This is a genomic window from Tindallia californiensis, from assembly GCF_900107405.1.
GTDB lineage: Bacteria > Bacillota > Clostridia > Peptostreptococcales > Tindalliaceae > Tindallia > Tindallia californiensis.
Genome location: NZ_FNPV01000002.1, coordinates 350,596 through 375,047 on the forward strand (window position 1 = coordinate 350,596; position 24,452 = coordinate 375,047).

Annotated in this window: 17 protein-coding genes; 1 reads left to right on the forward strand and 16 read right to left on the reverse strand. The window is 39.1% G+C overall.

Annotated elements, in window-relative coordinates; genetic code table 11:
• Nucleotides 1–2: 2 nt before the first annotated feature.
• The 10 genes from BLV55_RS03750 to BLV55_RS03795 form a co-directional block, all read right to left on the reverse strand.
• Nucleotides 3–2,492 carry a hypothetical protein gene (locus BLV55_RS03750; protein WP_093311295.1) on the reverse strand — a complete coding sequence of 830 codons (2,490 nt, stop codon included), beginning with the start codon at nucleotides 2,490–2,492 and terminating at the stop codon, nucleotides 3–5.
• 52 nt (nucleotides 2,493–2,544) lie between these two features.
• Nucleotides 2,545–3,009 (reverse strand): ribonuclease HI, encoded by a 465-nt coding sequence (rnhA, locus tag BLV55_RS03755; RefSeq protein ID WP_093311297.1) that lies wholly within the window; start codon nucleotides 3,007–3,009, stop codon nucleotides 2,545–2,547.
• A 41-nt stretch (nucleotides 3,010–3,050) separates the two neighbouring features.
• Nucleotides 3,051–3,452: a response regulator gene (locus BLV55_RS03760; protein WP_093311298.1), complete on the reverse strand. Its 402-nt coding sequence runs from the start codon at nucleotides 3,450–3,452 to the stop codon at nucleotides 3,051–3,053.
• Nucleotides 3,453–3,483: 31 nt separating this feature from the next.
• Nucleotides 3,484–4,509, reverse strand: coding sequence for a protein-glutamate methylesterase/protein-glutamine glutaminase (locus BLV55_RS03765; RefSeq protein WP_242870021.1), 1,026 nt, complete (start codon nucleotides 4,507–4,509; stop codon nucleotides 3,484–3,486).
• 2 nt (nucleotides 4,510–4,511) lie between these two features.
• Nucleotides 4,512–5,327, reverse strand: a complete 816-nt coding sequence (locus BLV55_RS03770; RefSeq protein ID WP_093311302.1) for a CheR family methyltransferase — start codon at nucleotides 5,325–5,327, stop codon at nucleotides 4,512–4,514.
• Nucleotides 5,328–5,345: 18 nt separating this feature from the next.
• Nucleotides 5,346–7,955 (reverse strand): methyl-accepting chemotaxis protein, encoded by a 2,610-nt coding sequence (locus tag BLV55_RS03775; RefSeq protein ID WP_093311303.1) that lies wholly within the window; start codon nucleotides 7,953–7,955, stop codon nucleotides 5,346–5,348.
• Nucleotides 7,956–7,971: 16 nt separating this feature from the next.
• Nucleotides 7,972–8,469, reverse strand: coding sequence for a chemotaxis protein CheW (locus BLV55_RS03780; protein ID WP_093311305.1), 498 nt, complete (start codon nucleotides 8,467–8,469; stop codon nucleotides 7,972–7,974).
• Nucleotides 8,450–10,570 (reverse strand): chemotaxis protein CheA, encoded by a 2,121-nt coding sequence (locus BLV55_RS03785; protein ID WP_093311308.1) that lies wholly within the window; start codon nucleotides 10,568–10,570, stop codon nucleotides 8,450–8,452. Before BLV55_RS03785 ends, BLV55_RS03780 begins: the two co-directional genes overlap by 20 nt.
• A gap of 15 nt (nucleotides 10,571–10,585) precedes the next feature.
• The gene (locus BLV55_RS03790; protein WP_093311310.1) at nucleotides 10,586–11,185 is read right to left on the reverse strand and encodes a TetR/AcrR family transcriptional regulator; all 600 of its coding nucleotides are present in this window, start codon (nucleotides 11,183–11,185) and stop codon (nucleotides 10,586–10,588) included.
• A 144-nt stretch (nucleotides 11,186–11,329) separates the two neighbouring features.
• On the reverse strand, nucleotides 11,330–13,579 hold the full coding sequence (locus BLV55_RS03795; protein WP_093311313.1) for a PocR ligand-binding domain-containing protein: 2,250 nt from the start codon (nucleotides 13,577–13,579) through the stop codon (nucleotides 11,330–11,332).
• Nucleotides 13,580–13,861: 282 nt separating this feature from the next.
• On the opposite strand from BLV55_RS03795, the gene BLV55_RS03800 reads away from it, so the two are divergent.
• The gene (locus BLV55_RS03800; protein WP_093311316.1) at nucleotides 13,862–16,363 is read left to right on the forward strand and encodes a PAS domain S-box protein; all 2,502 of its coding nucleotides are present in this window, start codon (nucleotides 13,862–13,864) and stop codon (nucleotides 16,361–16,363) included.
• A gap of 131 nt (nucleotides 16,364–16,494) precedes the next feature.
• Here BLV55_RS03800 and BLV55_RS03805 read toward each other — a convergent pair whose 3' ends face one another.
• The 6 genes from BLV55_RS03805 to BLV55_RS03830 form a co-directional block, all read right to left on the reverse strand.
• A complete protein-coding gene (locus BLV55_RS03805; protein ID WP_093311318.1) occupies nucleotides 16,495–17,397 on the reverse strand; it encodes a cyclic di-GMP-binding domain-containing protein, MshE-related in 903 nt (300 codons plus the stop codon).
• A gap of 18 nt (nucleotides 17,398–17,415) precedes the next feature.
• A complete protein-coding gene (locus BLV55_RS03810; protein WP_093311321.1) occupies nucleotides 17,416–17,778 on the reverse strand; it encodes a response regulator transcription factor in 363 nt (120 codons plus the stop codon).
• Between the two features lie 158 nt (nucleotides 17,779–17,936).
• Complete coding sequence (locus BLV55_RS03815) at nucleotides 17,937–18,266, reverse strand: Hpt domain-containing protein (RefSeq protein WP_176968244.1); 330 nt, start codon at nucleotides 18,264–18,266, stop codon at nucleotides 17,937–17,939.
• Between the two features lie 5 nt (nucleotides 18,267–18,271).
• Nucleotides 18,272–20,476 carry a response regulator gene (locus BLV55_RS03820; protein WP_176968245.1) on the reverse strand — a complete coding sequence of 735 codons (2,205 nt, stop codon included), beginning with the start codon at nucleotides 20,474–20,476 and terminating at the stop codon, nucleotides 18,272–18,274.
• Nucleotides 20,477–20,488: 12 nt separating this feature from the next.
• Nucleotides 20,489–21,502 carry an HD domain-containing phosphohydrolase gene (locus BLV55_RS03825; RefSeq protein ID WP_093311328.1) on the reverse strand — a complete coding sequence of 338 codons (1,014 nt, stop codon included), beginning with the start codon at nucleotides 21,500–21,502 and terminating at the stop codon, nucleotides 20,489–20,491.
• An 18-nt stretch (nucleotides 21,503–21,520) separates the two neighbouring features.
• Nucleotides 21,521–24,451 (reverse strand): response regulator, encoded by a 2,931-nt coding sequence (locus BLV55_RS03830; RefSeq protein ID WP_093311330.1) that lies wholly within the window; start codon nucleotides 24,449–24,451, stop codon nucleotides 21,521–21,523.
• Between the last annotated feature and the right edge of the window lies 1 nt (nucleotide 24,452).

The window sequence follows — 24,452 nt, forward strand, 5'->3', positions numbered from 1 at the left end:
TTTTAATAGGAAATTTTCATCAGAAAAGCATTGGTACTACCAAACATGTCTTGCCCATCGGATCTTCCAGTTATAAGGATGGAGCCGTCCGACGAAAGAATCATGTCACTTCCTCTTACGTCTCCGTCTGCATCCAAAACATGAACTGAAACAATGTTTCCCTGACGATCTAAAATGGCTATTAACGCAAAGTCATGAGTGGTGCTGTGTTTATTGACATTAACAAGAAGAGCCAGATTACCATCACTCAGTTCTACGATTGCCGTACCAGTTCCATGATAATGAGAGATAGGGTAAGATTTGTTTCGCTCTTCTTTTCCTTCCACATCCGTTATCAGTAAAGAAACAGATCTAAAAAGTCCGGAATCCGCATGAGTAAATCCGATAAAGGCGATAGATCCATCATCCAACAATGTCGCATCCAGGATTCGGTCATCCCCATCCCTGCCATATTCGCGCTGCCATAAAGTATTGCCATTATTATCCACCATCATAATTGCTGCCTTCCAAAACTCCTCTGCTTCCTTCACAACAGATCCACTTATAAGAAAATGTTCTTCTGATAAGCTCACTATCTTGCTAGCACTACTTTTCTTATTATCGATTCCTATCGGATTTTCCCAGATAAGATTCCCCCGGGAATCCATTCGCTTCATTTTTGCTAATGCGCCTCTGTTCAGAAGTACAAAAAAGTCTCCTTCAGGGTGTTCCCACAAATCAACTCCCCCACTATTTTCTTCTGACGAATCATGACGATGCCACTGTTCTTCCCCTGCTCCACTTACTTTTTTTACAAATATATCCCGCCCCCGATAATCACCTTCGTTCCCCGTTAATAAAAAATGACCGGCTTGCGTTATGATCATTCCTTGATTAATGCTGTCTTTCCCTAGCGTTGGATAGCGTTCCTCCCATATTAAGTTGCCTTCTTCATCGGTTTGTATTAAATAAGAGGCTGGTCTTGTATAGTTTCCGGAATTGCTAACACCTGCGATCATATACCCTCCTTCAGGAATTTGCTTAAGGACAACGCCTCTTTCTACTCCCTCAGCCCCAAAGTGGCGAACCCATTCTTTTTCGCCTATTCCCAAGGGTATTCCATCAAATTCTGGATAAGTTACTTGTTCCTCAATAGAAACGCTTTCTTCAGTGTATGGAATTTCAGAAACCATAGCTACTCTACTTACCCACAGGCTACCAATCATTACTAACAGAAAAAGAGTGCAGGTCGCTACATAAGGAATCATCACCGGTTTTTTATCCCAGAATCCCACGCCTCCTGGCACATGTGTCAAACTTCGATCTGTTACAACCTCTTCCCGACAAGGAATATCCGCTCCTGACAAGGAGTGCACCAATTTTTCCACTCTAGAAAAAATCGGATTTCCCATTTGATCCATCAACCAGAAATCTATCCTTTCTCCATTTTTCATGTGTATTCGAAGCCCTTGACTTTGAACACCTGTCGAATTTATCCAGTGGGATGTCATTACTGATGCCATAGAACCTTTTGATCCTAGCATGGCAAAGAACATCACCCATTTAAACCATCCAGGATACCGCTTATCTGCTGGCTGAATAAAGTTAATATCCTGATACGAAATCCTGTACCCTCCCCGATAATTGGTGATCATTAATTGATCTTCTTTTACTTTCATCGAAAAGCTGGCATTCCATGCCGCTATATACATTAAAGAGCTGCACAAAATCGCCATTCCCCAGAAAACAATCACCAGTGGCATCATCAATGCCAGAGATTGAACAGATCCTCCTGTTATGAAAAGAGGCAATGCGAAAAACATCGTAAATAAGGCAACACCAATGATATCTAACAGCCGATTTTTCCAAGATGAATAGTGCATACTGTCGGCGTATCGCTTAGGTTTTGGTATTTTTACATAAAGAAGCACCCCCACCAGCATAAAGACATAGGCCATAGAACGTATGGGATACAATAAATCGTCAGGAGGGGTGTTATAGGACCCGCCGATTCCGCCAATCATAAAATCGTCATTTGTAAAGGTCATGTAGGTTACCTGCATATAGCCTTTTGAACCATCTGCTTTTATATACTCAATAAACACTGGATCTTGTGGATTTGCGGCTTGAATCCAGGCTTTTCGCAAGGGTTCCTTTTCTGTTCCGAAAAAAAATCTCGGAGCTATCGTGCTGTGATTAGTCCCATTTTGCTCTGCTATTTTCCGTATAAATATTTCCCATTCTGATCCTTCCACAAATACAAGGTTTTCACCAGCGATCACGGATGCATATTCTTCTAAGGGAAGAACGGCTAAATGTCGTTGCCGCTCTGTTACAAATTGTCCTGCTATTTCCCGCTCCTGCCTTCTTTCCATTTGAGCATTGTGAACACGCAAAAGCGGTGTGGTGGATACATACATATAGAACCATGCAGCCAGTGCACAACATAGCAAAAGTAACAATCGTCGCCATAGCTCCCACTTACCTGTCGCAAGATCCTTTTTTGTATTCATGGTCTATCTCCTCTTCAACGGAACCTTCAATAACATCATCTTCCACTGATTTCTATTTCTGGTAACCAGCGTCTATCGGCAGGTTTTCTTTATCGGCTGCTTCTTTTACCATTTCATCGCAGCGTTCATTTTCCGGATGACCATTATGTCCCTTCACCCAGTGAAAGGTCACTTTATGCTTTTCTAGCAATTCCAATAATGTTTTCCAAAGATCGCTATTTTCTGCCTTGTCTTTTTTATTTCTTTTCCAATTATTGGCCTGCCAGCGTTTTGCCCATCCTTTCATCACACTGTCTACTAAATACTTTGAATCGCTAAAAATATCAACTTCACAAGGTTCTTTCAGGGTTTCCAATGCTTTTATACAGGCCATCATTTCCATACGGTTATTAGTGGTATGCTGATATCCTCCAGCGATTTCCTTTCGGTGTTCTCCATAAACTAATATGGCTCCATAACCACCCTTTCCCGGGTTTCCCAAAGCGCCTCCATCTGTATATATTTCTACTTTTTTCATTCTGCCAATGCTCCTTTTAGTATTCAAATCTTCTGAAACCCTTATTCTTTCTTGGATATTCCTAGTTTATCCATTACTTCTGTTAATTTTTCCCGATTAATCGGCTTTGCGGCATAAGCCTCACACCCAAGTTCAAACGCTTCATTGACCGATTTTCGATCGTTTAATGCGGTTGTCATAATGATAATTGCTTTGTTTTCTTCAGGTATTTTTTTATCTTTCTCCATCTTACGGATAACTTTTAATGCCTTGTTTCCATCCAACCTTGGCATCATAATGTCGAGAAAAATCACTTCATAAGGATCCTCTTCATCCCAAGCCATTAAAAACGCATCAATAGCCTCAATACCATCAACCGCAATATCACAACGTCCATAGGGCTCTAAAAATTGTTGCATGACTTTACGACTACTTAAATCATCTTCAACAATAAGAATTCTCATGATTTTCACCCTTTCTCATATTCCAGTCACATTAAAGAGACCTAAAAATATGTCTGGCTATTTCTTCCAACGGTAACTGTTTTTCCACCGCTCCAATATTATACGCAACCATAGGCATTCCATACACCACAGAACTTTTTTGGTCTTGACCTATGGTATAGGCTCCCGCTTTTTTCATATTCAGGAGTCCTTTTGCACCATCACTTCCCATGCCTGTTAAAATAACGCCCATCGCTTTTTTCCCAACCGTATCAGCCACAGATTCAAATAATACATCTACAGATGGACAATGTCCACTTACTTTTTCTCCAGAATAGCATTTCACCTTATACCCACTACCATTTTTAAGAACTTTCATCTGTAGACCTCCCGGAGCAATAAGAGCTCTACCAGGAAGAATAGAAACACCAGTCTTAGCTTCCATCACTTCTATCTCACACAAACTATCCAGCCTTTCGGCATACATCCGAGTAAAAGTTGGTGGCATATGCTGAACAATTACAACTCCCGGAGCGGTAGTCGGGAACTCTTTCAAAATTCTCATCAATGCATCTGTTCCACCTGTAGAAGCTCCCATGGCAATAAGCTCTATTTCTTTTTTGTTTGGTGATTTGATCACTTTTTCAACAGCAACAGGTGTTTTGCAAAGTGGTTTTGTTTTAGATACGGTAGCCACCTTGATCACATACACGATTTCTTCTAAAAATGCTTTTAGATCTTCCGGTGTTTTAATATCCGGCTTTTTCACAAAGTCTACGGCACCGGTTTCCAAAGCTTTTAATACAGAATGTTCAGATCCACTAATGACAACTACTGGCATGGGATGTTGCTGCATTAGCTTTTTTAGAAAGGTAATGCCATCCATTCGTGGCATATTTACATCCAAGGTTAATACATCCGGACTTGTTTTTTCAATCATTTCCACAGCTTCATAGGGATCTGCCGCTGTTCCTACAACCATAATACCCGGATCCGCTGTTAATCCTTTTTTTATTACTTCCCGCGATATCATTGAATCATCAACGATAAGTACTCTGATTGGTTTTGTTTTTTGCACTGTTATCCTCTCCGATAAGTAGCCGGACGAATATAGTGAAACCCACATTTATCGTTCCCCAGCGTTTCTGAATGACCGATAAACAAGTAGCCGCCAGGCTGCAATTGATGATAAAACTTTTTGATTAGTTGTTTTTTTGTCTCTGTATCGAAGTATATCATAACATTGCGACAAAAAATAACATGAAATTTCTTTTTAAAAGGAAAACTGACGTTCATCAAATTAAAATTTCTAAAGACAACTTGTTGCTTCAATGCTTCTTTTACTACATATTTTTCCTCTTGTTGCTTTAAAAAGTATTTTTTGAGCCAGTATTTTGGTAATCCTTGAACTTCTTCCGCAGAGTAGTCTCCCTGTACTGCTGATTTTAAAGCCGCCGAAGAAATATCTGTCGCTAAGATATCTGTATTCCACTGATCGATTTTCAATCCAAAATAATCATTAAGAATCATCGCCAAGGTATATGGTTCCTGACCCTTTGAACAGCCAGCACTCCAAATTCTTAAATCTTTATCAGCAACACTTTTTTCTAACCAGGGAAGCACCTCTTCCTTTAAAAAAGCAAAATGTTGAGGTTCCCGCATAAAAAACGTATGATTTGTCGTGATTTTATCCAATAGTTCAAAAACAGCTTTCCCTGTTTTATCCGACTGCAAATGCTGATAGTACTCAGAAAAGTTTTGAAAACCCTGGCGTGTAATGGTATTTCCCAGCCTGCCAAGTACCAGGGTTTTCTTTTCTTTTTTGAGACGGATTCCATAATGCTCATGAATAAACCCAGCTAGTTGATAAAATTCTCGTTCTGTGATTGAGAGCATTCGAATCACCTAATCCACTTAGTATTTTCCAAACTCTTTATCATCTAAAGATATTCGTTTTTTTCCCTTGCTTTCTATTTCTTGCTCAGAGTAATCCACCTCATTTTCAGAATTTTCAGAATCGTTTTTTTCTTCTAACATTTTCAACATTTCCGGACTCATGTCATCAAATCCTGAACGTTTTCGTTTTTGACTATTTTTCTTTAACTTAAACTGATTCACCGCTTCTTTTAATAACTGTGCCTGACTGGATAATTCTTCACTGGCCGCCGCCGCTTCTTCCGATGTGGCGGAGTTTGTCTGTACTACTTGTGATACTTGCATAATTGCCTGGTTGACTTCTTCAATGCCGGAAGCCTGCTCATTAGAAGCATCGGCAATTTCCCCTACCAATCTGGTAGCATCAGCCACACCGGTGACAATGTTTTCCAGTGCTTCCGCTGTTTTATTAGCGATTTCAGTTCCACTACCTACTTTTTCTATGGAGGTCTCAATCATTTCTGTTGTCTCTCTGGCAGCGTCCGCACTTCTTGCCGCTAAATTCCGTACTTCTTCTGCAACAACCGCAAATCCTTTTCCATGTTGACCCGCTCTGGCTGCTTCTACCGCAGCATTTAATGCCAAAATATTGGTTTGGAAAGCGATCTCATCAATTACTTTAATAATTTTCGAAATTTTATTTGAAGATTCATTAATTTCCTGCATGGAGTTTAGCATTTCTTTCATTTGGGCATTGCCCTGTTCTGCATCCGTCATAGCCTTCTGTGAAATATCATTGGCTTCCCCTGCATTATTGGCGTTTTGCGTTGTTTGAGCCGATAATTCTTCCATAGAAGCCGTTATCTGCTCCACAGAACTAGCCTGTTCTGTAGCACCTTGAGATAACTGTTGGCTTGAATCCGCTACCTGGCCAGAACCGGAAGTCACTTGATCAGCGGCTTCATTGACCTCTGCCAACACCTCATTCAAAGAATCAATAATCAAGGTTAAAGCTTCTTTAATGGCTTGGAAATCACCTTTATACTCTTTTACAATTCCTACATTCATGTTTTTATTTGCCATTTCTGTTAACACATCAGAAATCTCTGTCACATATCCCGAAAGCGCATCCAAAGTAGAGTTCAATGCATTTTTGATAAGCGCATGATCCCCTTTATAATCGCCGACAACACGTTTTTTAAGATTACCTTGAGACATTTCCTCCAACACGGCTGACGCTTCCTTCACCGGATCAATAACAGCATCCAGAGTTTCATTCACTCCTTGTATCACCAGAGCAAAATCACCATTGTGACGACTGGCATCGGCCCGGGTATCCAGTTTTCCTTCGATGGCAGCCTCTGCCAGATTTCGCGTATCCTGCACTAAGGCCTGAATAGACGTCACAGCCGCCTTAAGGCTTTTTGCCAATTCATCATCTTCCGACATAATTTGAATTTCCACATCCAGGTTACCGGCAGCAATGGCCATCGCAATCTCTGCATCGTGCTGCTGATTTCCAATCGTCTTAGCGAAAGCATCCTTTAACTGCCCTATCTCATCCGTTGAGTCAGCCACTACTTCCACTTTTGTATTGCCTACTGCTAATTTTTCCGCCACCTTTACTAATTCCTGAATTGGCTTAGTGATAGACTTCGCACTAAACATAATAATCACCACCGCCAACAAAAGCGCAACAACCGTCAAAATAATCATTACCATCATCAATGTGTTTACTGCCGCCAATGCTTCCGCTCTATCTATCTCTACGATCCAACCCAAATCCGTAGCACCAATGCTCATCACACCAAAGCTGCCTACTACCCCTACTCCTGCATAGTCTTCATAAGTACCTACGCCAACAAAGGAATCGTTAGCTGCCCGAATCTGTGGGGACAACTCTTCATAAGCTTGGGTCTGAATCCGTTCATTAAAGGCCGCATTCTGGCTATAAGCTCCCCGCATTGTATTCGTATACAAAAGCCCATCGGCATCAATCAAATACACATCCGCTGTATCTCCTATTTGCTCAATCCCATCTTGTAACATGGCCTGCACCACAGGTACCGGTACATATCCATTAACAGTCCCTATCACTTCTCCCGTTCCGCCTCTTCTCAGTGGCGTTGATACAACGATATAATACTCATTGATAATGTCAGAATAATCAAACTCCGATATGTTCTGCGTACCCGCCATAGACTGTTGGAAGTATTCTCTAATAGAAAAGTCAGCACCTTCCACTTGGTTTTTTATTTGTCCACTTGCATAAATACCCGCCCCTTGATCCGTTGTAATAAAAATACTCAGCAATCCAAATTCTTCCGCATATCCAGGTAAAAAGGCTTCCAATCCTCTATAGGCTTCCTGCCACTCGGTGCTTCCCGGACCAAACTCATCATAAATTTCTACGGCTTGTTGTATCCTGGCCGTTTGAGATAAAATCCATCCGTTCGTTAATTTTTCGTCAAAATATTGGTCCATCCTTCTTTCTGTCATTTCTCCAAACAGTTGCGTTTCTTGCAAGACCACATATTGAATACCACTTCTTGCCTGGTGATAAGCTACTACAGAAATAATTAGCATCGGAATCAACCCTGCTACCAAGAAAATAGCTAATATCTTATTTCGGATTTTCAAATTTTTCATCGCCTATTCTCCTTCCTTATTGAGATACCTGTTCAAGGGTTTCCAACTCGTCACTGCTCAATATTTTTTCACAGTCCAAAATCAGTTTAACTTCTTCCCCCACCCGTCCAATGCTCTTTATATACCGATTTTGGAACCCTGTCTTATACTCAGGAGGCGGGACGATGTTTTCATCCGGAATACTAAGTACTTCCGCCACTTCATCCACAATCAGACCGATGGCAACGTTTTCTACATCAATGACAATGATACAGGTTCGATCGTGATAATCCATGGCTTCTTTTTTGAATTTAATCCGTACGTCAATGAGAGGGATAATCTGGCCTCGTAGATTAATGATTCCTTGCACATAATCCGGTACTTCTGGCACTTCGGCAATAGGTTGCATTCCGATGATTTCTGTAACGTACCGGATTTCGATACCGAACACTTCCTTTCCTAGCTTAAAAGTCAAGTACTTTCCTTTCTGTGTGTCTTCCTCAATGTATACCATTTCATCCAACACTTCTGACATTGTCGCCACCTCCCTGTAACGTTCCGTTGATCATGCCGGCTATGTCTAATATTAAACTAATCTCGCCGTTTCCGAGAATGGTACATCCACCTATCCCCTTGGCTTTCACCGGAAACCGCACCAAGTATTTTGGCAAGGGTTTGACCACCACCTGTTGTTCTCCCAGCAGTCTGTCCGCAAAGAGACAGATTGCTTTTTGATCCTGTTCCACCATAATCATAATGCCTTCTGTTAACACTTGCGTTTCTGCTTTTACCTTAAAATATCTATGCAATCGTAAGACTGGATAGCATTCACCACGAATCATAATCAGCTCGTTTCCGTCCGGATCTTGAAAAAGAATCTTTTCTTCCGCACGAAAAGATTCTTGGATATTGACCGTGGGAATTGTGTATTTGGCTGAACCTGTTTGAAGTTGCATTCCATCAACAATGGCCAGGGTCATAGGGATTTTAAGGTGAATGCTGGTTCCAAGCCCTTTCTGGCTATCGATACTAATACTTCCTCCAACATTTTCAATATTGTTCTTTACAACATCCATTCCTACTCCCCTGCCAGAAAATTCCGATACATTATCTTTTGTTGAAAACCCGGGAGCTAAGATAAGCTGATACGCTTCTTCATCACTCATTTCATCCACTGACTTTAGGAGCAAGTTTTTTCTTTTTGCTTTTTCGATTAATTTTTCTGGATCCAGTCCGCGGCCATCATCGATAATACTAATCACTACATCTCCACCACTGGTTGTTGCTTCTAGCCGGATACTTCCTTTTTCCTGCTTTCCTTGCTCTATCCTTTCCTCCGGAGCTTCAATGCCATGATCTACGGCATTTCTGATTAAGTGCATCAACGGGTCACTTAAATGGTCAATAATATTTTTATCTACTTCTGTTTCTTCTCCTGTCAAAACCAACTCTACTTCTTTTCCAATTTTTTGAGCCATATCTCGCACCAATCGCTTCATTTTTTGAAAGGTAGGGCCTATCGGAAGCATTCGTATAGACATCACAACGTCCTGCAGATCATCTGTTAGTTTCCGAAGTTGTCGGGCAGATTTTTGAAAATTATCTAATTCCAAACCTTCTAAGTCTGGATTTTTTATCACCATTGATTCCGTGATAACAATCTCCCCTACCAAATCCATCAACTTATCCAACTTGTTAATGTTGACTGTAATCATGCTTTGTTTTTGATTGCGAAGGCTTTCTTGCAGTTCAGAAACTTCCTGATTTGATGAAGGAATTTCTTGTTCTTCTATGACAAAACTTTCTTCCACCTGACTTTTACTTTCTTCCATTACCTTCATTTCTTGCCCTTGTTTTTGATATTCTTCGTACTTAATTTCTTTGAGATGAATATCATTCACAAAAAGTGCTTCCTGTAAATGCTCCTGTATGCTGGCTTCTTCTAAGTCACTAACCATCAAGATGAAAAAACCATTTTCAACAATTTTTTCACTGGCTGTTTCATCTTCAAAAAGATCTGATGGGTAATGTATCACCTCACTGCAGATTTCTTTTAGGCTATGAGCCAGTGTAAATGCCCGTACATTTTCCATCTGACTATCATCCTGAAAATGTATTTTCACCTGGTAATATTTGGGATTTGCTATTGTTGTCTGATCCGGTCGTATATAATACTGAACTTCCTGTTCTTCTTTTTCTTTACTTTTTACTGACACCGGCTGGCTTTCAGATCCACTAAGCTGTGCAATGTAAGCATCAATCTCCTCTAAGAGTTTTGCTGGATCTTCCTCTGCTTCTTTTCCTGATTCCAGCATGTTCATCTCCCGGCATATATAGTCCTGAGCACGAAAGATCAGATTGCATAAGGAAGTGTAATCCAAGGTTTCTGGTTGTTGTTCCCGGATATAGAAAAACAAATCTTCAATTCGGTGGGCTAAAGTTGCCAGCCCGGTGAACATCATCATTGAAGAAGACCCTTTAATGGTATGCATGATCCGAAAAATTTCATCAATATTTTTTTTTGTCATCTCCGCATTTTCTTCACTGGTTAACAAGATTTCTTCTAACTGCTCCAACAGTTGACGATTTTCAAAAAGATACATCTCCAGCATGGGTTCCATTGGTCTGTCGGCCATCTTTTCACCTCCTCTTTATTCCTCTTTTTCCATTTTCATTCCTTCCAATATGAAATGAATCCCTTTCATGATTTCTTCCTTGAGACAACCTTTGCACTCTTGCATTTTCCAGTAATACATGGTCGACCATACATGCCCCATCAACAGCCTGGCATTTTGTTTTGCTGAATGAGATTGATTGAAAATGCCTTGTCGGGTGCCTTTTTCAATTTCCCGACAAAGAAATGCTTCGCGTTGTTCGATAATGGCTACCATCATGTTCATTGTTTCTTCTTCATAGCGGTAAGCATCAAAGGAAAAAAGAATGGTAATCAACTCTGGATAGCTTTCATAGTAAGTTGCATAAGAAGTCATAAAGTATTCAATAGCCTCTACCGCATTCATTTCTCCTTGTAAAACCGTATCAAAAAGACTTTCATCAAAAGCAGCAAAACGCTTTAAAATAGTCATGATAACATCTTGCTTATTTTTATAATGCCTATAAATAGCTGGTTCTGTTACTTCTTGTCTTATAGCTATTTCTTTCATTGTTAACCCATTAATACCTTTTTCATCCATTATTTCGATGGCAGATATAATGATTTGCTCTTTTCTATTGATATATTGATGATACAATCTGCACACCTTCTTCCTTTAGTTTGTTAGTAATAACTAACTACATTGTAGCTCCTCATCACTAAAATGTCAACATTTTCTGAATATTTATTTTTGTATATAAAAACACCCCTTTTTAGAGGTGTTTTCGCATTGAGAAATCTGTCATCTATTGATTAACTTATTCATCCATTCTTTCAGCAGTTCTAAGTTCAATGGTTTTTCCAGATAGGCGTCCATTCCAGCCTTCAGACACGCTTCCCGATCACCAGGTAGAGCTTTTGCTGTTAAGGCAATAATTGGTGTTTTTCTTTCTTTCATCCCCTCGTATTTCCTTATACTTCTGGTCGCTTCATACCCATCTATTTCTGGCATTTGACAATCCATTAGAATAAGATCATAAGACCTTTCTCTTGCTTTTTCAATAGCTTCTGCTCCATTAACAGCCGTGTCCACTAAAAACTTTTCCTTTTTTAAGGTTCTACTGACTACTTCCCGCCCTATTCGGTCATCATCTACAATCAAGATGCTTCTTTTTTTACTTCTTGCAGGATTTATCAGCACCTCTACCTCACCTGCAGGCTTATGACCTTTTTGAATCGCCGGAGTCAGAGGAACTTTAAGGGTAAAACAACTCCCCTGCCCAGGACGACTTTTGACATCAATGCTTCCTCCAAGTATTTCGGCTAACTCTTTTGAAATAGCAAGTCCTAATCCTGTCCCTCCATACTCTCTGGTACTGGTAGTATCCACCTGAGAAAACTTTTGAAAAACACTTTCCTGTAAGCTGGGATCGATCCCGATTCCAGTATCTTTTACAGAAATAACCAGATTTTTCCGTTCCTCACCCTCCTTTTCTACTACATACGTATCTAAATGAACAAATCCCTCTTTGGTAAACTTCACCGCATTTCCTGTCAGATTGTTTAGAATTTGTTTTATTTTATACCGATCCCCTTTCCAGTAAAGAGGTATATCCATTGAGTCATCAATCTTCATATCGATATTTTTTTGTGTGGCCGCCACGGCATGCAAATCCGATACTTCTTTCACAAGTTCTTTTATGGAAAAAACCTCTTCGACCAGGGGCTCTGATTTTTTTTCAATTTTGACATAGTTTAATATCTCATTAACAACAGCCGTTAAGGAAAGGCAGGCTTGGTAAGCATAATCGGCATATTCTTTTTGTTCCTCCTTTATTAAAGAACTTTGTAGTAGCTGTATCATTCCCATTAATCCATTAATAGGTGTCCGCAATTCATGGCTCATGTTTGAAAGAAACTGTTCTTTTACTTCATTAGCTATATCGGCTTTCTCTAAAGCATCTTTCATCTGATGCTTTAGTTTTTTTTGCTCCTCAAAACTTCTCGCCAACCTTACATTGGCATATCCCAGTTCAGAAATCATTTGTATTAGTTCAGCGTACAGATTAATAATATTCTTAACTTCTTTTTCACTTGGTCGTGGCACTTTTTTCAAAGCATTCATATATGCATATTCATTAAATCCGTAAGTTTTAGCTTGTTGTTGAAAAAAATTGATGTCTATTTCCTCCTGTTGATATAAAAACTGTCCCACGAAAATATATCCAAAAGTCTTTTCTCCTATGATTAAAGGAAAAACAGCATCCCATAACCCATTCTCGCAACGACCAAACTGAATTTTCCTTTCCGTCGCCTGATTCATTTTTTTCAGGTCACTTTCTTCGCATCTTTTCAGAGTATCTGGATTTTTTCGGTGAAAATCCGTGCACAATTCAACCCAGCCCTTTTTAGCAAGTATTTCTCCCGAAGGATTTAATAATGCTATCGGAAGCCCTATTACTTCATGAAATGTATCAAGTATTCTCTGAAACTGTTTCACATCAATGATGTCTGTCAGCGACAAGGTTTCCAGATTGCCTTCTGGCTCAGTCACTGCTTGCAATTTTTTTCTTACTCTTAACTCACTTTCACGCAATTCTATTTTTGTTTTCATTTGTTCTGTTATGTCTTCAACAATACCCGTACCACCTATCACATGCCCATTTTCTGACCAAACCGGCGAAAAAACAGTTTTCACAAATATGCGTTTTCCAGCCGTTTCTGAAACATACTCCCCCTCATAAGAGGACTGATTTCCCTGCAATGCCACTTTTACGGCTCTAACCACCCATACAGCTCTTAGTTTCAGCATTTCAATTCCCATCAGCTCTATTTTACTGGATCCAATAATCTTGACAAAAACTTCATTACAATCCGTAATAATCCCTCTTTGGTCAAAATAAAAGATGCCTATCGGTGCATATTCGAATATATTCCGAAATTTTTCTGCTTCCTGCTTATCAGAAAAAACATTCTGCTGAGATGATCGTCTATTATGATTTCTTCGAGATACTTTTTCTATCCTTTGTCGACTGATTTTCACACTTTTCATAAAAAGTTCTCCTCACTTATTTACCCCAGCCCCTTATTCCTGACAAAAATCATTAGCCTTATCAAAAAATTTATCCCTTACATTATTTCTACCAAATGCTCCCAGCTTTAATCTTTTACTTTCCTTATTATAAGCAGAATTCTTAGCTTCTGACGAAATGTGAACTTTATCACCTGTTTACGTTTTGTTTTTTCTTCGTTGGGTAAAAATTCTCACAACGAATCCTTAACCCTAATATTTATGCCACATACGTAACCACTACCTTGACAGGAGGTGACTATTTTGACCTCAGATCCTCTCCCCTCTTCATTGCAAGAAAAAATTCGTGCTGTTCTCACAAATAAAAAAGTCAACGAAAAGTTCTCCTTACCATCTTTAGAGGAAATGGTCGAAGAAATCAGCGTTTACCATCAGGAGCTGGAATATCAGAATCAAGAACTGATGAGAACCCATGAAGAACTTCAACAGTCAAAAGATAAATTAGATCGGGCCCATGAGTTTTTCAAAGAGTTATATCACGAAGCTCCCGTAGCCTATGTCACCATTAATGAAGATCGAATCATTCAATCGGTGAATCGTAAATTTTCTGAGTTAACCGGATTAGACGCAAATGAACTTCAAGGGGAAAATTTTTCCAAATTTATCGCTCCTGAGAATCAGGATGATTTGTTTTTTTATTTGAAAGCCTTAGAAGAAAATACGGTTTTCGACTCAAAAAGATTCCATTTATTGCGCTCTGATGGTAAAAAACGCTTAGTACAATTGGAAGGAAATCGAACCCTTATTGATTCCAATCATCAAATCCGCATCAGCTTAATGGATATTACATCTCAGACTAAAACAGAAGAGTCATTAGAAAAAAGCGAAGCACGTTATCGAAATATTGTCGAAAACATGAACGAATCTATGGTTGTCCATGACTTTGAAGGTACTATTCTTGATTACAACCTTCGCTTCCCAGCTGCCCTTGGATATGAACCCCACGAACTTTACGGAAAAAACTTAATGCTAATTCATCGAAAACAAGATATGGATATCATGAAAAAAAGGGCCCAGGAATTAATACACTCTGGAACCAGCTATTTTGAAGCTGTATTTCTCCGAAAGGATGGCTCAGAAACCGTCGCTGAAATAAATGCTAGTGTTATTTCCCGGGAAGGCAAAGGAGTCATCCATGCTTTTGGGAGAGACATATCGGAAGAAAAGCGAAGAGTGGAAGTATTGAGACGCTTCCGTAAAGCTATTGACAATAGCCCGGATGGGATCTATTTGATTAGCCGCCACCGCATGCGGTTTCTTGACTGCAATCTTTCCGCTTTTCAAGAGCTGGGATATACCATAGAAGAGTTAAGACAACTTGGACCTCAGGATATTAAACCAGAATATTGCCAGAAAGAGCTGGAACTCATTTTTGATAAAATAGCCGTTGACAATGAAGGAAAAGGCATCCTACAAACGCTGCATCAGCGAAAAGATGGTAGTGTCTTTCCCGTAGAAATTCATTTGCAGACTTTTGATTCCGCTGGTGAACAAATGATCGTTGCCAGTGCTCGTGATGTCTCGGAACATCTAAAGCTTTTAGAGGATACGGCAACCGCTCAGGAAGAAGCTGAAAAAGCAAACATTGCCAAAAGCCGATTTCTGGCAACCATGAGTCACGAACTTAGAACTCCCATGAATTCTTTTTTAGGAATGATTCAATTAATGCAAATGACCGATTTAGATGAAGAGCAAGAAGATTACCTCTCTATGGCAGAACAATCGGCACAAACGTTACTCCAACTTATCAATGAAGTATTAGACTATTCAAAAATTGAGTCGGTTTCCATTCAAATCGAGCATCAGGAAATTAGCATTGAGGATTTATTGACAAAAATAAAGAATTTCCTCCGACCTTACATTGAAGATAAATCTTTGCAATGCCGCATCCTAGCCGCACCAGAAGTTCCTAAATGCGTTCTTGGTGACAGTTTCCGCATCATGCAGGTCTTAAATAATTTACTTAATAATGCTGTAAAGTTCACTAAGAAAGGTAGTATTGAAGTCCTGGTAGAACTTGATCCAACTTTTGAAGGTTCTAAAGAAGCAGAGATTATGTTGAAATGGACGATAACAGATACTGGTGCCGGCATTCCAAAAGATCGACTGGATACTATTTTTCAACCATTTACCCAAGCTGATTCAAGTACTACCAGAGGTTATGGCGGAACCGGATTAGGACTTGCGATCAGCAGAAGCCTTGCCCATCTGATGGGTGGAGAGGTTTGGGCAGAAAGTGAAGAAGGAGTTGGTAGTTCTTTTTACTTTACATGCGTTCTCGAAACCGCTGATTTATGCCAGATTCTATCCCATTCAACAAATTCTGATACAGAAAAAATTACTTCTTACCCTCAAAACCCAAACTTGAGAGTCTTGGTGGTTGATGATCGAAAAGACAGTCAGCGAGTGATACAAGTTCTTGGTAAAAAGAAAAAATGGCAAGTCTCAGCTGCTTCCTCAGGTCAGGAAGCCATCCATTATTTCCAGAGTAATTCTTTTGACATTATCTTTATGGACATTGAAATGCCACAAATGGATGGATATGAGACCGTTTCCCGCCTCCGAGAAATCGAAAGTCTCGAAAAGAGAAGAACAAGCGTACCCATTATTGCACTTACTGCTAATGCTCTGGCTGGCGATCGAGAAAAATGTCTACGCTCCGGAATGAACGATTATCTCAGTAAACCTTATGGTATGACCCAAATAATGGACCAGGTTAGAAAATGGGTACCCATAAAAACCTAGCCTCTTTACGAACAAAGCCGCTTTGCGTCTTTTGAATTGAGCATTTAGAATTGATAAACAAAGAAAGTCTCCGCTTTTTAATAATTTAACGGAGACTTTCTTTCATTCCAATCTATACAATTTTTATTTTCTTATTTTTCTTTTTCTGATGCAACCATCATCATCACCATGCCGACTCCTGTCTGAAACTGCACAGCAATAAAAGAGTCTTTCTCAGGATCAGGAAGTTCTGACACCTTTTCTGGCGGATATAGCTTAATCGGCAATTCTGCCTCTGATGCCCATACAGAAAAAAGACCATTATGCAAGTTTAGGAATTCATTCACCGATGCCGCTGCTAATTCTTCATCATTTTCAACCGGAATCTTTCCATGTTTTTCTGCAAAATCGTAATAGGTTTCATTATCCATAACGATATAAGTAACCAGAGAGAGAGCTCCTTCGGTTCTCTGCCGAAATCCTCTGAAATTTTCAGAAGGGTTTCTGTGATTTTCAATATCTAAAATCGTTCTGTGATCAATAAAACGAACCAAGTTTCTCATAAATAAACTTCCATAGGCTTGAAAAGCTTCGTAATATTTCATTTCCGCCAAATCACATTGCAACTTTATATACGGTGCTAAGAGTTGTTCAGCATCTCCTTTTTTTAGGGCTTCTAATTCTTCCTCTGATAAATTATTTTCTTGTCTGTAATCATTAAGAATTTTTTCCATCTCATCTGAAGTAAATATTCCTTTGTCAATCAACGCTTGAGATAGTCTTGCACCACCTTGAACCTGTTCAGTTAACAATTCTTCCAGTTGCTCTTCTGTTAAAAAACCTTTCCCAATAGCTATCTCACCAAAACGAGCATCGACTTTCTTTTGTGCCTCATTTACTTCCGTTACCTGTGCGGATGTCATGACTCCTTTGTGCATTGCCAATACACCCAGACGTAATCGTATCTCTTTTTCCATATCCATCATTTCTCTTAAGGTTTCTGATGTCAGTAACCCTTTACGAAGTAGATAGTTTCCAAGATATATATTTAACATCTTTCTCCTCCTTCGAACCTAGGAACAGTAGGTTTTAATAATTTTATTCATCACTTCATCTGTCCATGGTTTTTGAACAAAGTCGATGGCTCCGGCATCAATGGCTTCCCTGAGTGTTTCACGATTCCCAACCGATGACAATACAATAATTTTTGCATCAGAATCAGTCTGACATATTTCTTTCAAACTACTAACTCCATCCATCTCCGGCATAACAATATCCATAAAGACTAAAAAAGGCTTCTCTGCACGATATAGCTCTACAGCTTCCTTCCCGTTTATCGCCTCAACAATCTCAAATTCTTTCCAGTTATAATGAAAAAACTGTTTAAGTTGCCTCCTAATTAACAAAGAATCATCACAAATTAAGATTTTTTTCATCATCACACCCTCCTCCATGTCTTCCATTATTTGCACATTCTAAAAATACTACCAAGAACTTATGATTGGGTTCTTGCTTCTCCTTTCATCATTTTAACATTGAAAAGTACTTTTGTCCTCTATTTCTTATAAACTATTTTCCCTTAATCCTTCCTTTTCTATCTTTCCATGATCATTTTGGTGTCATGGATTGTTTTTATTATTTCCTCTAAAAGAGCATCACACTGATCCGCCGGAAATAATTCTCTGCTGAGAATGACCCGCTCCACAAATGCTGCTTTTTTTTCTAACTGACATGCATAGTAAGTGCCTGCTATTCCCTTAATCGAATGAACCGTTCTGCAAATTTCAGAAACATCTTTCATCCTTATTTGTTTTTCTAAAGAATCCTTTTGTTGCACCAAATCATCTAAAAACAATCCATATAACTCCCTAGCTGTTTCTTGATCAATTTCTGCTTCATTCATAAATCGTTCTATATCGATCATAACCATCACTCCCTCGCCCTATTTGCCTGTGTTACTTGTTGAAGTTTCTTTTCCAATGTATGCCTTTTGAACGGTTTTGTTAAGTAATCATCCATCCCGGCCTCCATACATTTTTGTCGCTCACCTTCTAAGGCATGAGCCGTCAAGGCGATTACTAATGTATCCTGATTGAGATTGTCTTTTTTTCGTATCTGCCTCGTTGCTTCATAGCCATCCATAACAGGCATCTGACAATCCATGAGAATCAGTCCATATTTCTTTAGTTTGGATTTTTCAACAGCCTCCTTTCCATTCCTTGCTAATTCCACAGAAAACCCTATTTGCCTCAGTGTTATCATTGCCAATCGTTGATTTGACTCCATATCCTCAACTAAAAGCACTTCTGAATATGTATTGTCAAAAAAAGAAGGCTTTGACGCTGTTCTCCCTTCCATTTTTTCCTGCTTGAATTTACCAATGGCTTTTTCCGTCACCTGCCATAGCTCCCACCGACGAACCGGTTTACTTACTACCCCCTCACAAACGCCTTCCAGCTTTTTGCTTACATTCGATGCCGTTGAAGCAGAAGCAATCAAAATTATTTTAATCCGAGACCATTTTGCTGTATTCTTTATTCGATTTGCCAGGCTAAGCCCTTCGTCGCCCGACTTTTGGTGATTGATAAATATCAGCTCCGGAAGGTCTGATATTTCAAGAGATTCTAGGATCTCTAGCGTTTTTTCTGTTTTCTGCACTTCCCTAACATCGCTATTATATTCTTTTAGGTAAGCAGCAAGTACCAACCGACTTGTATCGTTAGGATCTACTATCATCGCTCGTAGACCTTCACCCATACCGAAAGTTTTCTTCTTTTCTACCCTAGCATCATCATGATATTCAAAAGGTATCGTAAAACTAAACACGCTACCTTTCTGTGGCTCACTATCCAGTTGTATGGTTCCTTCTTGTAATTCAGCTAATTTTTTAGTAATAGCTAGCCCTAATCCAGTTCCACCATGCTGTCTTGTAGCTGTTCCGTCCGCTTGAACAAAAATATCAAATAGTCTTTTCTGATTCTTTAGATTAATGCCAATTCCAGTATCTTTAACAGCAAACTCCAGAAAAATTTTGCTTTCTTTTCTTTCCGCCACCTTCAATTCAATTAATACTTCTCCCTGGTCTGTAAACTTTACCGCATTGCTTACAAGGTTATTGAGCATTTGTTGTATTTTCCCCGTATCTCCCCGAACTGATGTAGGTACTTCCGGATGAATGTACACAATCATTTCTGTTTCTTTTTCCACTGCTTTCAATGAAAAAAGAAAGGCAGCCGATTCCACTACCCGGTGTACATCCATCACTTGATGATCCAGTGTCATTTTTCCGGCTTCAATTTTAGAATAGTCCAAAATATCATTGATCAGATATAATAAGGCATCTGATGCAGTTGCTACTTCTTCTAAGTAAGATTGCTGTTCCTGATCCAGATTCGTTCTACTTAATAAGTCCACAAAACCAATGATAGCATTCATCGGTGTTCGGATTTCATGACTCATATTGGCTAAAAACTGACTTTTTGTCTGATTGGCTTCTTCTGCCTGTTTACGGGCTTCTACCAATTCTTCCTCCCGTAAAATTTTGGTTGTTGCATTACTAAATAATTCTGCAAGAATACCTAACAAGTCAATTTCATTTTGACGCCAGTTTTTTTCTGTCACCACAGATTCAAATCCAATAAACCCGTAACATTGTACATTATTCATTAAAGGAACCGTCACCAGATTGCGTATTTGCTGCTCTTCCATTCTTTTTCTCAGTTTGCTGTTGGATGACAAATATTCCGGACCTGGGATATAAACCTTATCCCCCTCCTGATGGGTTACCACCAAGTCTTCCCAGTACTCCTCCAAACGTTCCTCCGCCCACCCATTTTTTTGAAGTCCCAAACCTGAACGGCGCCACTCATGTGTCATTTTCATGCTATTATTCTGAAAGGAATATCGAATTAAAAAAGCCCGGTCTACTCTTGCAAATACGGCAACAGATGCTAACGCCTGTTCAATTGCATTATCAATATCAATTAGTGTTGTATTGATAAAGGAATTAGATAAGCTAATCATTAAAGACTGAAATTCCAATTGATTATTTAGCTTTTTTTCCAATTCTCTGCGTCTGCTGATTTCTTCTTCAAGCGACATATTCTTCTTGATTTCATTATTTTTATCTTCCATTAGCATCATCCTTTATTCTTTTTCCGGAAGGTTACTGAGTCTAAAAAACTTTTCTTCCGATTCCAAAAATGCACGAACGACCCTTGGATCAAAATGTTTCCCTGTTTCTTTGATGATGACAGCCTTGGCTTCTTCATGACTTCTTTCTTCTTTATAGACACGAATGCTTCTAAGGGCATCATAAACATCTGCTAAGCTAACAATTCTAGCGGCCAATGGAATGTCTTCCCCCTTCAATCCTAAGGGATACCCACTACCATCCCATTTTTCGTGATGTGATCCTGCAATTTCCGCTGCCATGGAAACCGTCATTTGGATGTGTTTGCTGTTACTCCCGTTTTCTTGAACACTCAGCAAGGTGCGTTGTCCAATCACTGTATGCTGCTTCATCTCCTCAAATTCCTCTTCTGTTAACTTTCCGTTTTTTAATAATATTCTATCTTGTATGCCCACCTTTCCCACATCATGCAGAGGGCTGGTGTCATAAATACTCTCGATAAACCGCCTATTAATCACTTGACAAAAATCCTCCTGCTCGGCCAGAACCTCCGCCAGTATCTTGCTATATATCCGAATCCTTTCCAGGTGATCGCCGGTTTCTTTATCTCTTAAGCCTGCAAGCTTTGCTAAACCAAAAATTAAAGTATCTTTTGACTGAAGATTTAATAGCCGTTCGCCTGCTTTCATGCGTAACAACAATTCCTGTTTATTCACCGGTTTTGTCAGATAATCATCTACCCCTATCCTAAATCCTTGCTCAAGATCTGTCTGGTCTCCCTTCGAAGTGATCATAATAATATAGGTGTACGCATTGCTTTCACTATCTCTAATATGCCTTGTAACCTCTGTGCCTGATTTGTTAGGCATTAACCAGTCCGTCAATACAATAGAAGGCTGTTCTTTTTCCCACAACCTGATGGCTTTCAACCCATCCTCCGCTTCTATTGGCTCATAGTCCATTTGTTTAATAAAAGAAACCAATGTCATCCTGGCAATTCGATTATCTTCCGCTATAAGAACTTTCATGATTTGCGCTCCTTTTTATTAAGAAAAGCTCCTGATCCATAAACTAATCTGTTTTTCAAACTTTCCTTTTTCAACCCACAAAGCCTTCACGATCTTTTTCACCGATTCTACATCTTGCTGTTCTGCTACTTCCATAAGTTCCACGGCTTTTTTATTCACCGAAAGTGCGCTTGCATAAGCACTGGCTCCTTTTAAGTTATGAGCTTCTTCCATAATGACCTTCATATTTTCTTTATCCACATCATGGTCCCATTTATCTAATTGTTGATTCAGATCTTCACAAAATGCTTCCAAGACAACAGAAGCCATTTCAAAGTCTTTTTCATACCTTTCCCAGAACGCTTCCGCATCAAAAACCATCGGTTCTTCAAGCTGTAATTCTTTGTTCTTCAGGCTAACATTCTTCCCGGATTCTTGATCCTTCCTTACATATTTCATCACCATTTCCTGAAGTTTTTTGGGCTGAAATGGCTTGGGAAGATGATCATTCATTCCAACTTCTAAGGATTTTTCCCTGTCTGTCGTTGTTGCATTCGCTGTTAGGGCAACAATAGGAATTGTCGAGTAACGTCCTTTTAAGTCGCGTATGCGGCGGGTAGTTTCATAACCATCGATAACGGGCATTTGAATATCCATCAACACTAAATCCACCGGTATTTTCTGAATTTTTTCTATCGCTTCATATCCTTCTTCCGCCTCAATAACTTGATATCCTCTTTTCTCTAATATCATTTTTGCTGCTTTCCGATTGCTCTTGTGGTCATCAACCAGTAGGATACTGATGTTTTTTTCTGATATTTCCTTTTCTTTCCATTTTTCTACGGCTACAATCGGAGTGGTGATTTCTTGCTCTATCCACTTCACTCTTTGCAAGGTAATGATAAAGGTAAAAATAGCTCCATGATGCAACTGACTATCTACCAGAATATCTCCACCCATCATTTCTGCCAATTTTTTAGAAATAGCTAGTCCTAGTCCTGTCCCTTCGTATTTTTTTGAAGTGGATGCATCACCTTGCTCAAATTTACCAAATATTCTTTCCTTCCGATCTTCAGCAATCCCAATACCTGTATCTTCTACAGCAATAGAAAGCCTGCTACTCTTTTCGTCTTGTATTTCTTCCTTGCAGTGTATTTTAATATGTCCTTTTGCCGTAAATTTTATAGCATTTCCAATTAAATTCAAGAGGACTTGCCGTATCCTCATACGATCCCCCTTAAATAGGCGATTCACGTCTTCAGGATACTTCGTACCGATTACCAGTCCTTTTTCCTGAACTTTTTTAGAAACAATTGCAATCATGCGGTCAATCTCCGCTTCCAAGTTAAAGATTTCTTCATTAGCCTCATAATATCCAGCTTCAATTCTGGATAAATCCAAAATATTATTAATAATAGACAAAAGAGAATCGATAGAGTCATTAGCCGTATTAACATACTCTCGCTGCTCTATACTCAAATCCGCGTCTTGCAATAAATAAAGCATGGATACAATCCCATTTAATGGAGTTCTAATTTCATGGCTCATATTTGCTAAAAACTCCGATTTTGCCACATTTGCTTTTTCCGCTTCTTCTCTGGCTACAATTAAATCCATCTCTCTTTTTTTTCTGATCCACACATTCGAAAACAATTCTGCCATAACTTTTAATAATACAATTTCATCTTCTATCCATTTTTTTTCTTTCTTTACACTATCAAACCCAATAAATCCAAGACATTTTTTCTCCATTAAAATCGGAATTGTCAATAAACTCTTTATTGCTTGTTGATTTAATATTTCCTTTAATAAACTTCCTTCCTTCAACTTTTCCACACTCTCTATGTATACGGTTTTTCCTTGTTGATGTTCACGAACCCATCCTTCCATAAAATCTTTACAAGGAATGTTCTGCAAAATGTCTATAGAAGCAGAAATCCCTTCTTTGCACCATTCATGGGTATTGTTCATGATTCCGGCATCAAAATCATATTCAAACACATAGGCTCGATCAACCTCCGTATATTTTCCAGCTTGATACAAGGCTTGATCTATCGCTTCATCTATATTATTGATCGTCACATTCATAAAATCCGTTGCTAAATGCATTAGTAAATACTGGAATCTTATTCTGGCATCCATCGCTTCTTCATATTTTTTTCTTTCCGTTACATTTCGGGAAACTCCTATAATTCCCTGAAGCGTACGGGTTTGACCATAAAACGGCGTCAATAAGGTTTCATAAGGTACTTCTTCATTCCATTGGTTTTCATAAAAAGACTCTGAAAAATGTATTTCTCCCGATTTCATCACCATAAGATCTCTTTCCCGAAAAGCCTTTGCTTTTTCAAAAAGGTGAAGATTTTCATCTGTTTTGCCTATAATTTCATCTGGTAATTTACCTATCAATTTTCCTGCTGCCTGATTCACTAACTGATAAGTTCCTTTATCATCCTTAAAGAAGATAATATCCGGTATGGTATTAATCAATGCCTTCAAGAAGCTTCTTTCATTTTGAAGGGCTGTCTCCATTTCTTTACGCTTTTCACTTTCCAGGCAGGCTCTCATGTTTTGTGCTAACATATCCACAATAGGCGTTAACTCATAGACCAGTTGTTTCGAAAGAAGCTCTGTCTGTGCCAGTATTAAGAAACCAATGTTTTTTAATGGGTATCCATAAAAGTAGTATTCCTCATTTGCTATCACTACTTCTAACTCGTGTCCCTCTATCAATCTTCTTTCAATTTCTAATGTGCCTTTTTGAAACGTCGGGTTATCGGCAGCCCTTCTTGGTAGTGACAGTATCCTTTCCGCTCCCTGTTGCTCCCATTGGTAAAAGCCAATATACACACTTCCTAAGCGATTCAAAAAGGCTCGGGATGATTTTTTAAGAAGCTTTTTCAATTCCTGCTCACCACTCACCGAAAGTGCCAACTCCAATAAAATATGACTCCACACTTGATAATCCATT

Bases quoted from the DNA above. Each gene is read 5' to 3' on its own strand.
- rnhA (WP_093311297.1), bottom strand. From the start codon at position 3,009: ATGAAAAAAGTAGAAATATATACAGATGGAGGCGCTTTGGGAAACCCG.
- BLV55_RS03830 (WP_093311330.1), bottom strand. From the start codon at position 24,451: ATGGATTATCAAGTGTGGAGTCATATTTTATTGGAGTTGGCACTTTCG.
- BLV55_RS03785 (WP_093311308.1), bottom strand. From the start codon at position 10,570: ATGGCCGACAGACCAATGGAACCCATGCTGGAGATGTATCTTTTTGAA.
- BLV55_RS03815 (WP_176968244.1), bottom strand. From the start codon at position 18,266: ATGATCGATATAGAACGATTTATGAATGAAGCAGAAATTGATCAAGAA.
- BLV55_RS03780 (WP_093311305.1), bottom strand. From the start codon at position 8,469: ATGTCAGAAGTGTTGGATGAAATGGTATACATTGAGGAAGACACACAG.
- BLV55_RS03795 (WP_093311313.1), bottom strand. From the start codon at position 13,579: ATGAAAAGTGTGAAAATCAGTCGACAAAGGATAGAAAAAGTATCTCGA.
- BLV55_RS03825 (WP_093311328.1), bottom strand. From the start codon at position 21,502: ATGAAAGTTCTTATAGCGGAAGATAATCGAATTGCCAGGATGACATTG.
- BLV55_RS03760 (WP_093311298.1), bottom strand. From the start codon at position 3,452: ATGAGAATTCTTATTGTTGAAGATGATTTAAGTAGTCGTAAAGTCATG.
- BLV55_RS03770 (WP_093311302.1), bottom strand. From the start codon at position 5,327: ATGCTCTCAATCACAGAACGAGAATTTTATCAACTAGCTGGGTTTATT.
- BLV55_RS03750 (WP_093311295.1), bottom strand. From the start codon at position 2,492: ATGAATACAAAAAAGGATCTTGCGACAGGTAAGTGGGAGCTATGGCGA.
- BLV55_RS03805 (WP_093311318.1), bottom strand. From the start codon at position 17,397: ATGTTAAATATATATCTTGGAAACTATCTACTTCGTAAAGGGTTACTG.
- BLV55_RS03820 (WP_176968245.1), bottom strand. From the start codon at position 20,476: ATGGAAGATAAAAATAATGAAATCAAGAAGAATATGTCGCTTGAAGAA.
- BLV55_RS03775 (WP_093311303.1), bottom strand. From the start codon at position 7,955: ATGAAAAATTTGAAAATCCGAAATAAGATATTAGCTATTTTCTTGGTA.
- BLV55_RS03810 (WP_093311321.1), bottom strand. From the start codon at position 17,778: ATGAAAAAAATCTTAATTTGTGATGATTCTTTGTTAATTAGGAGGCAA.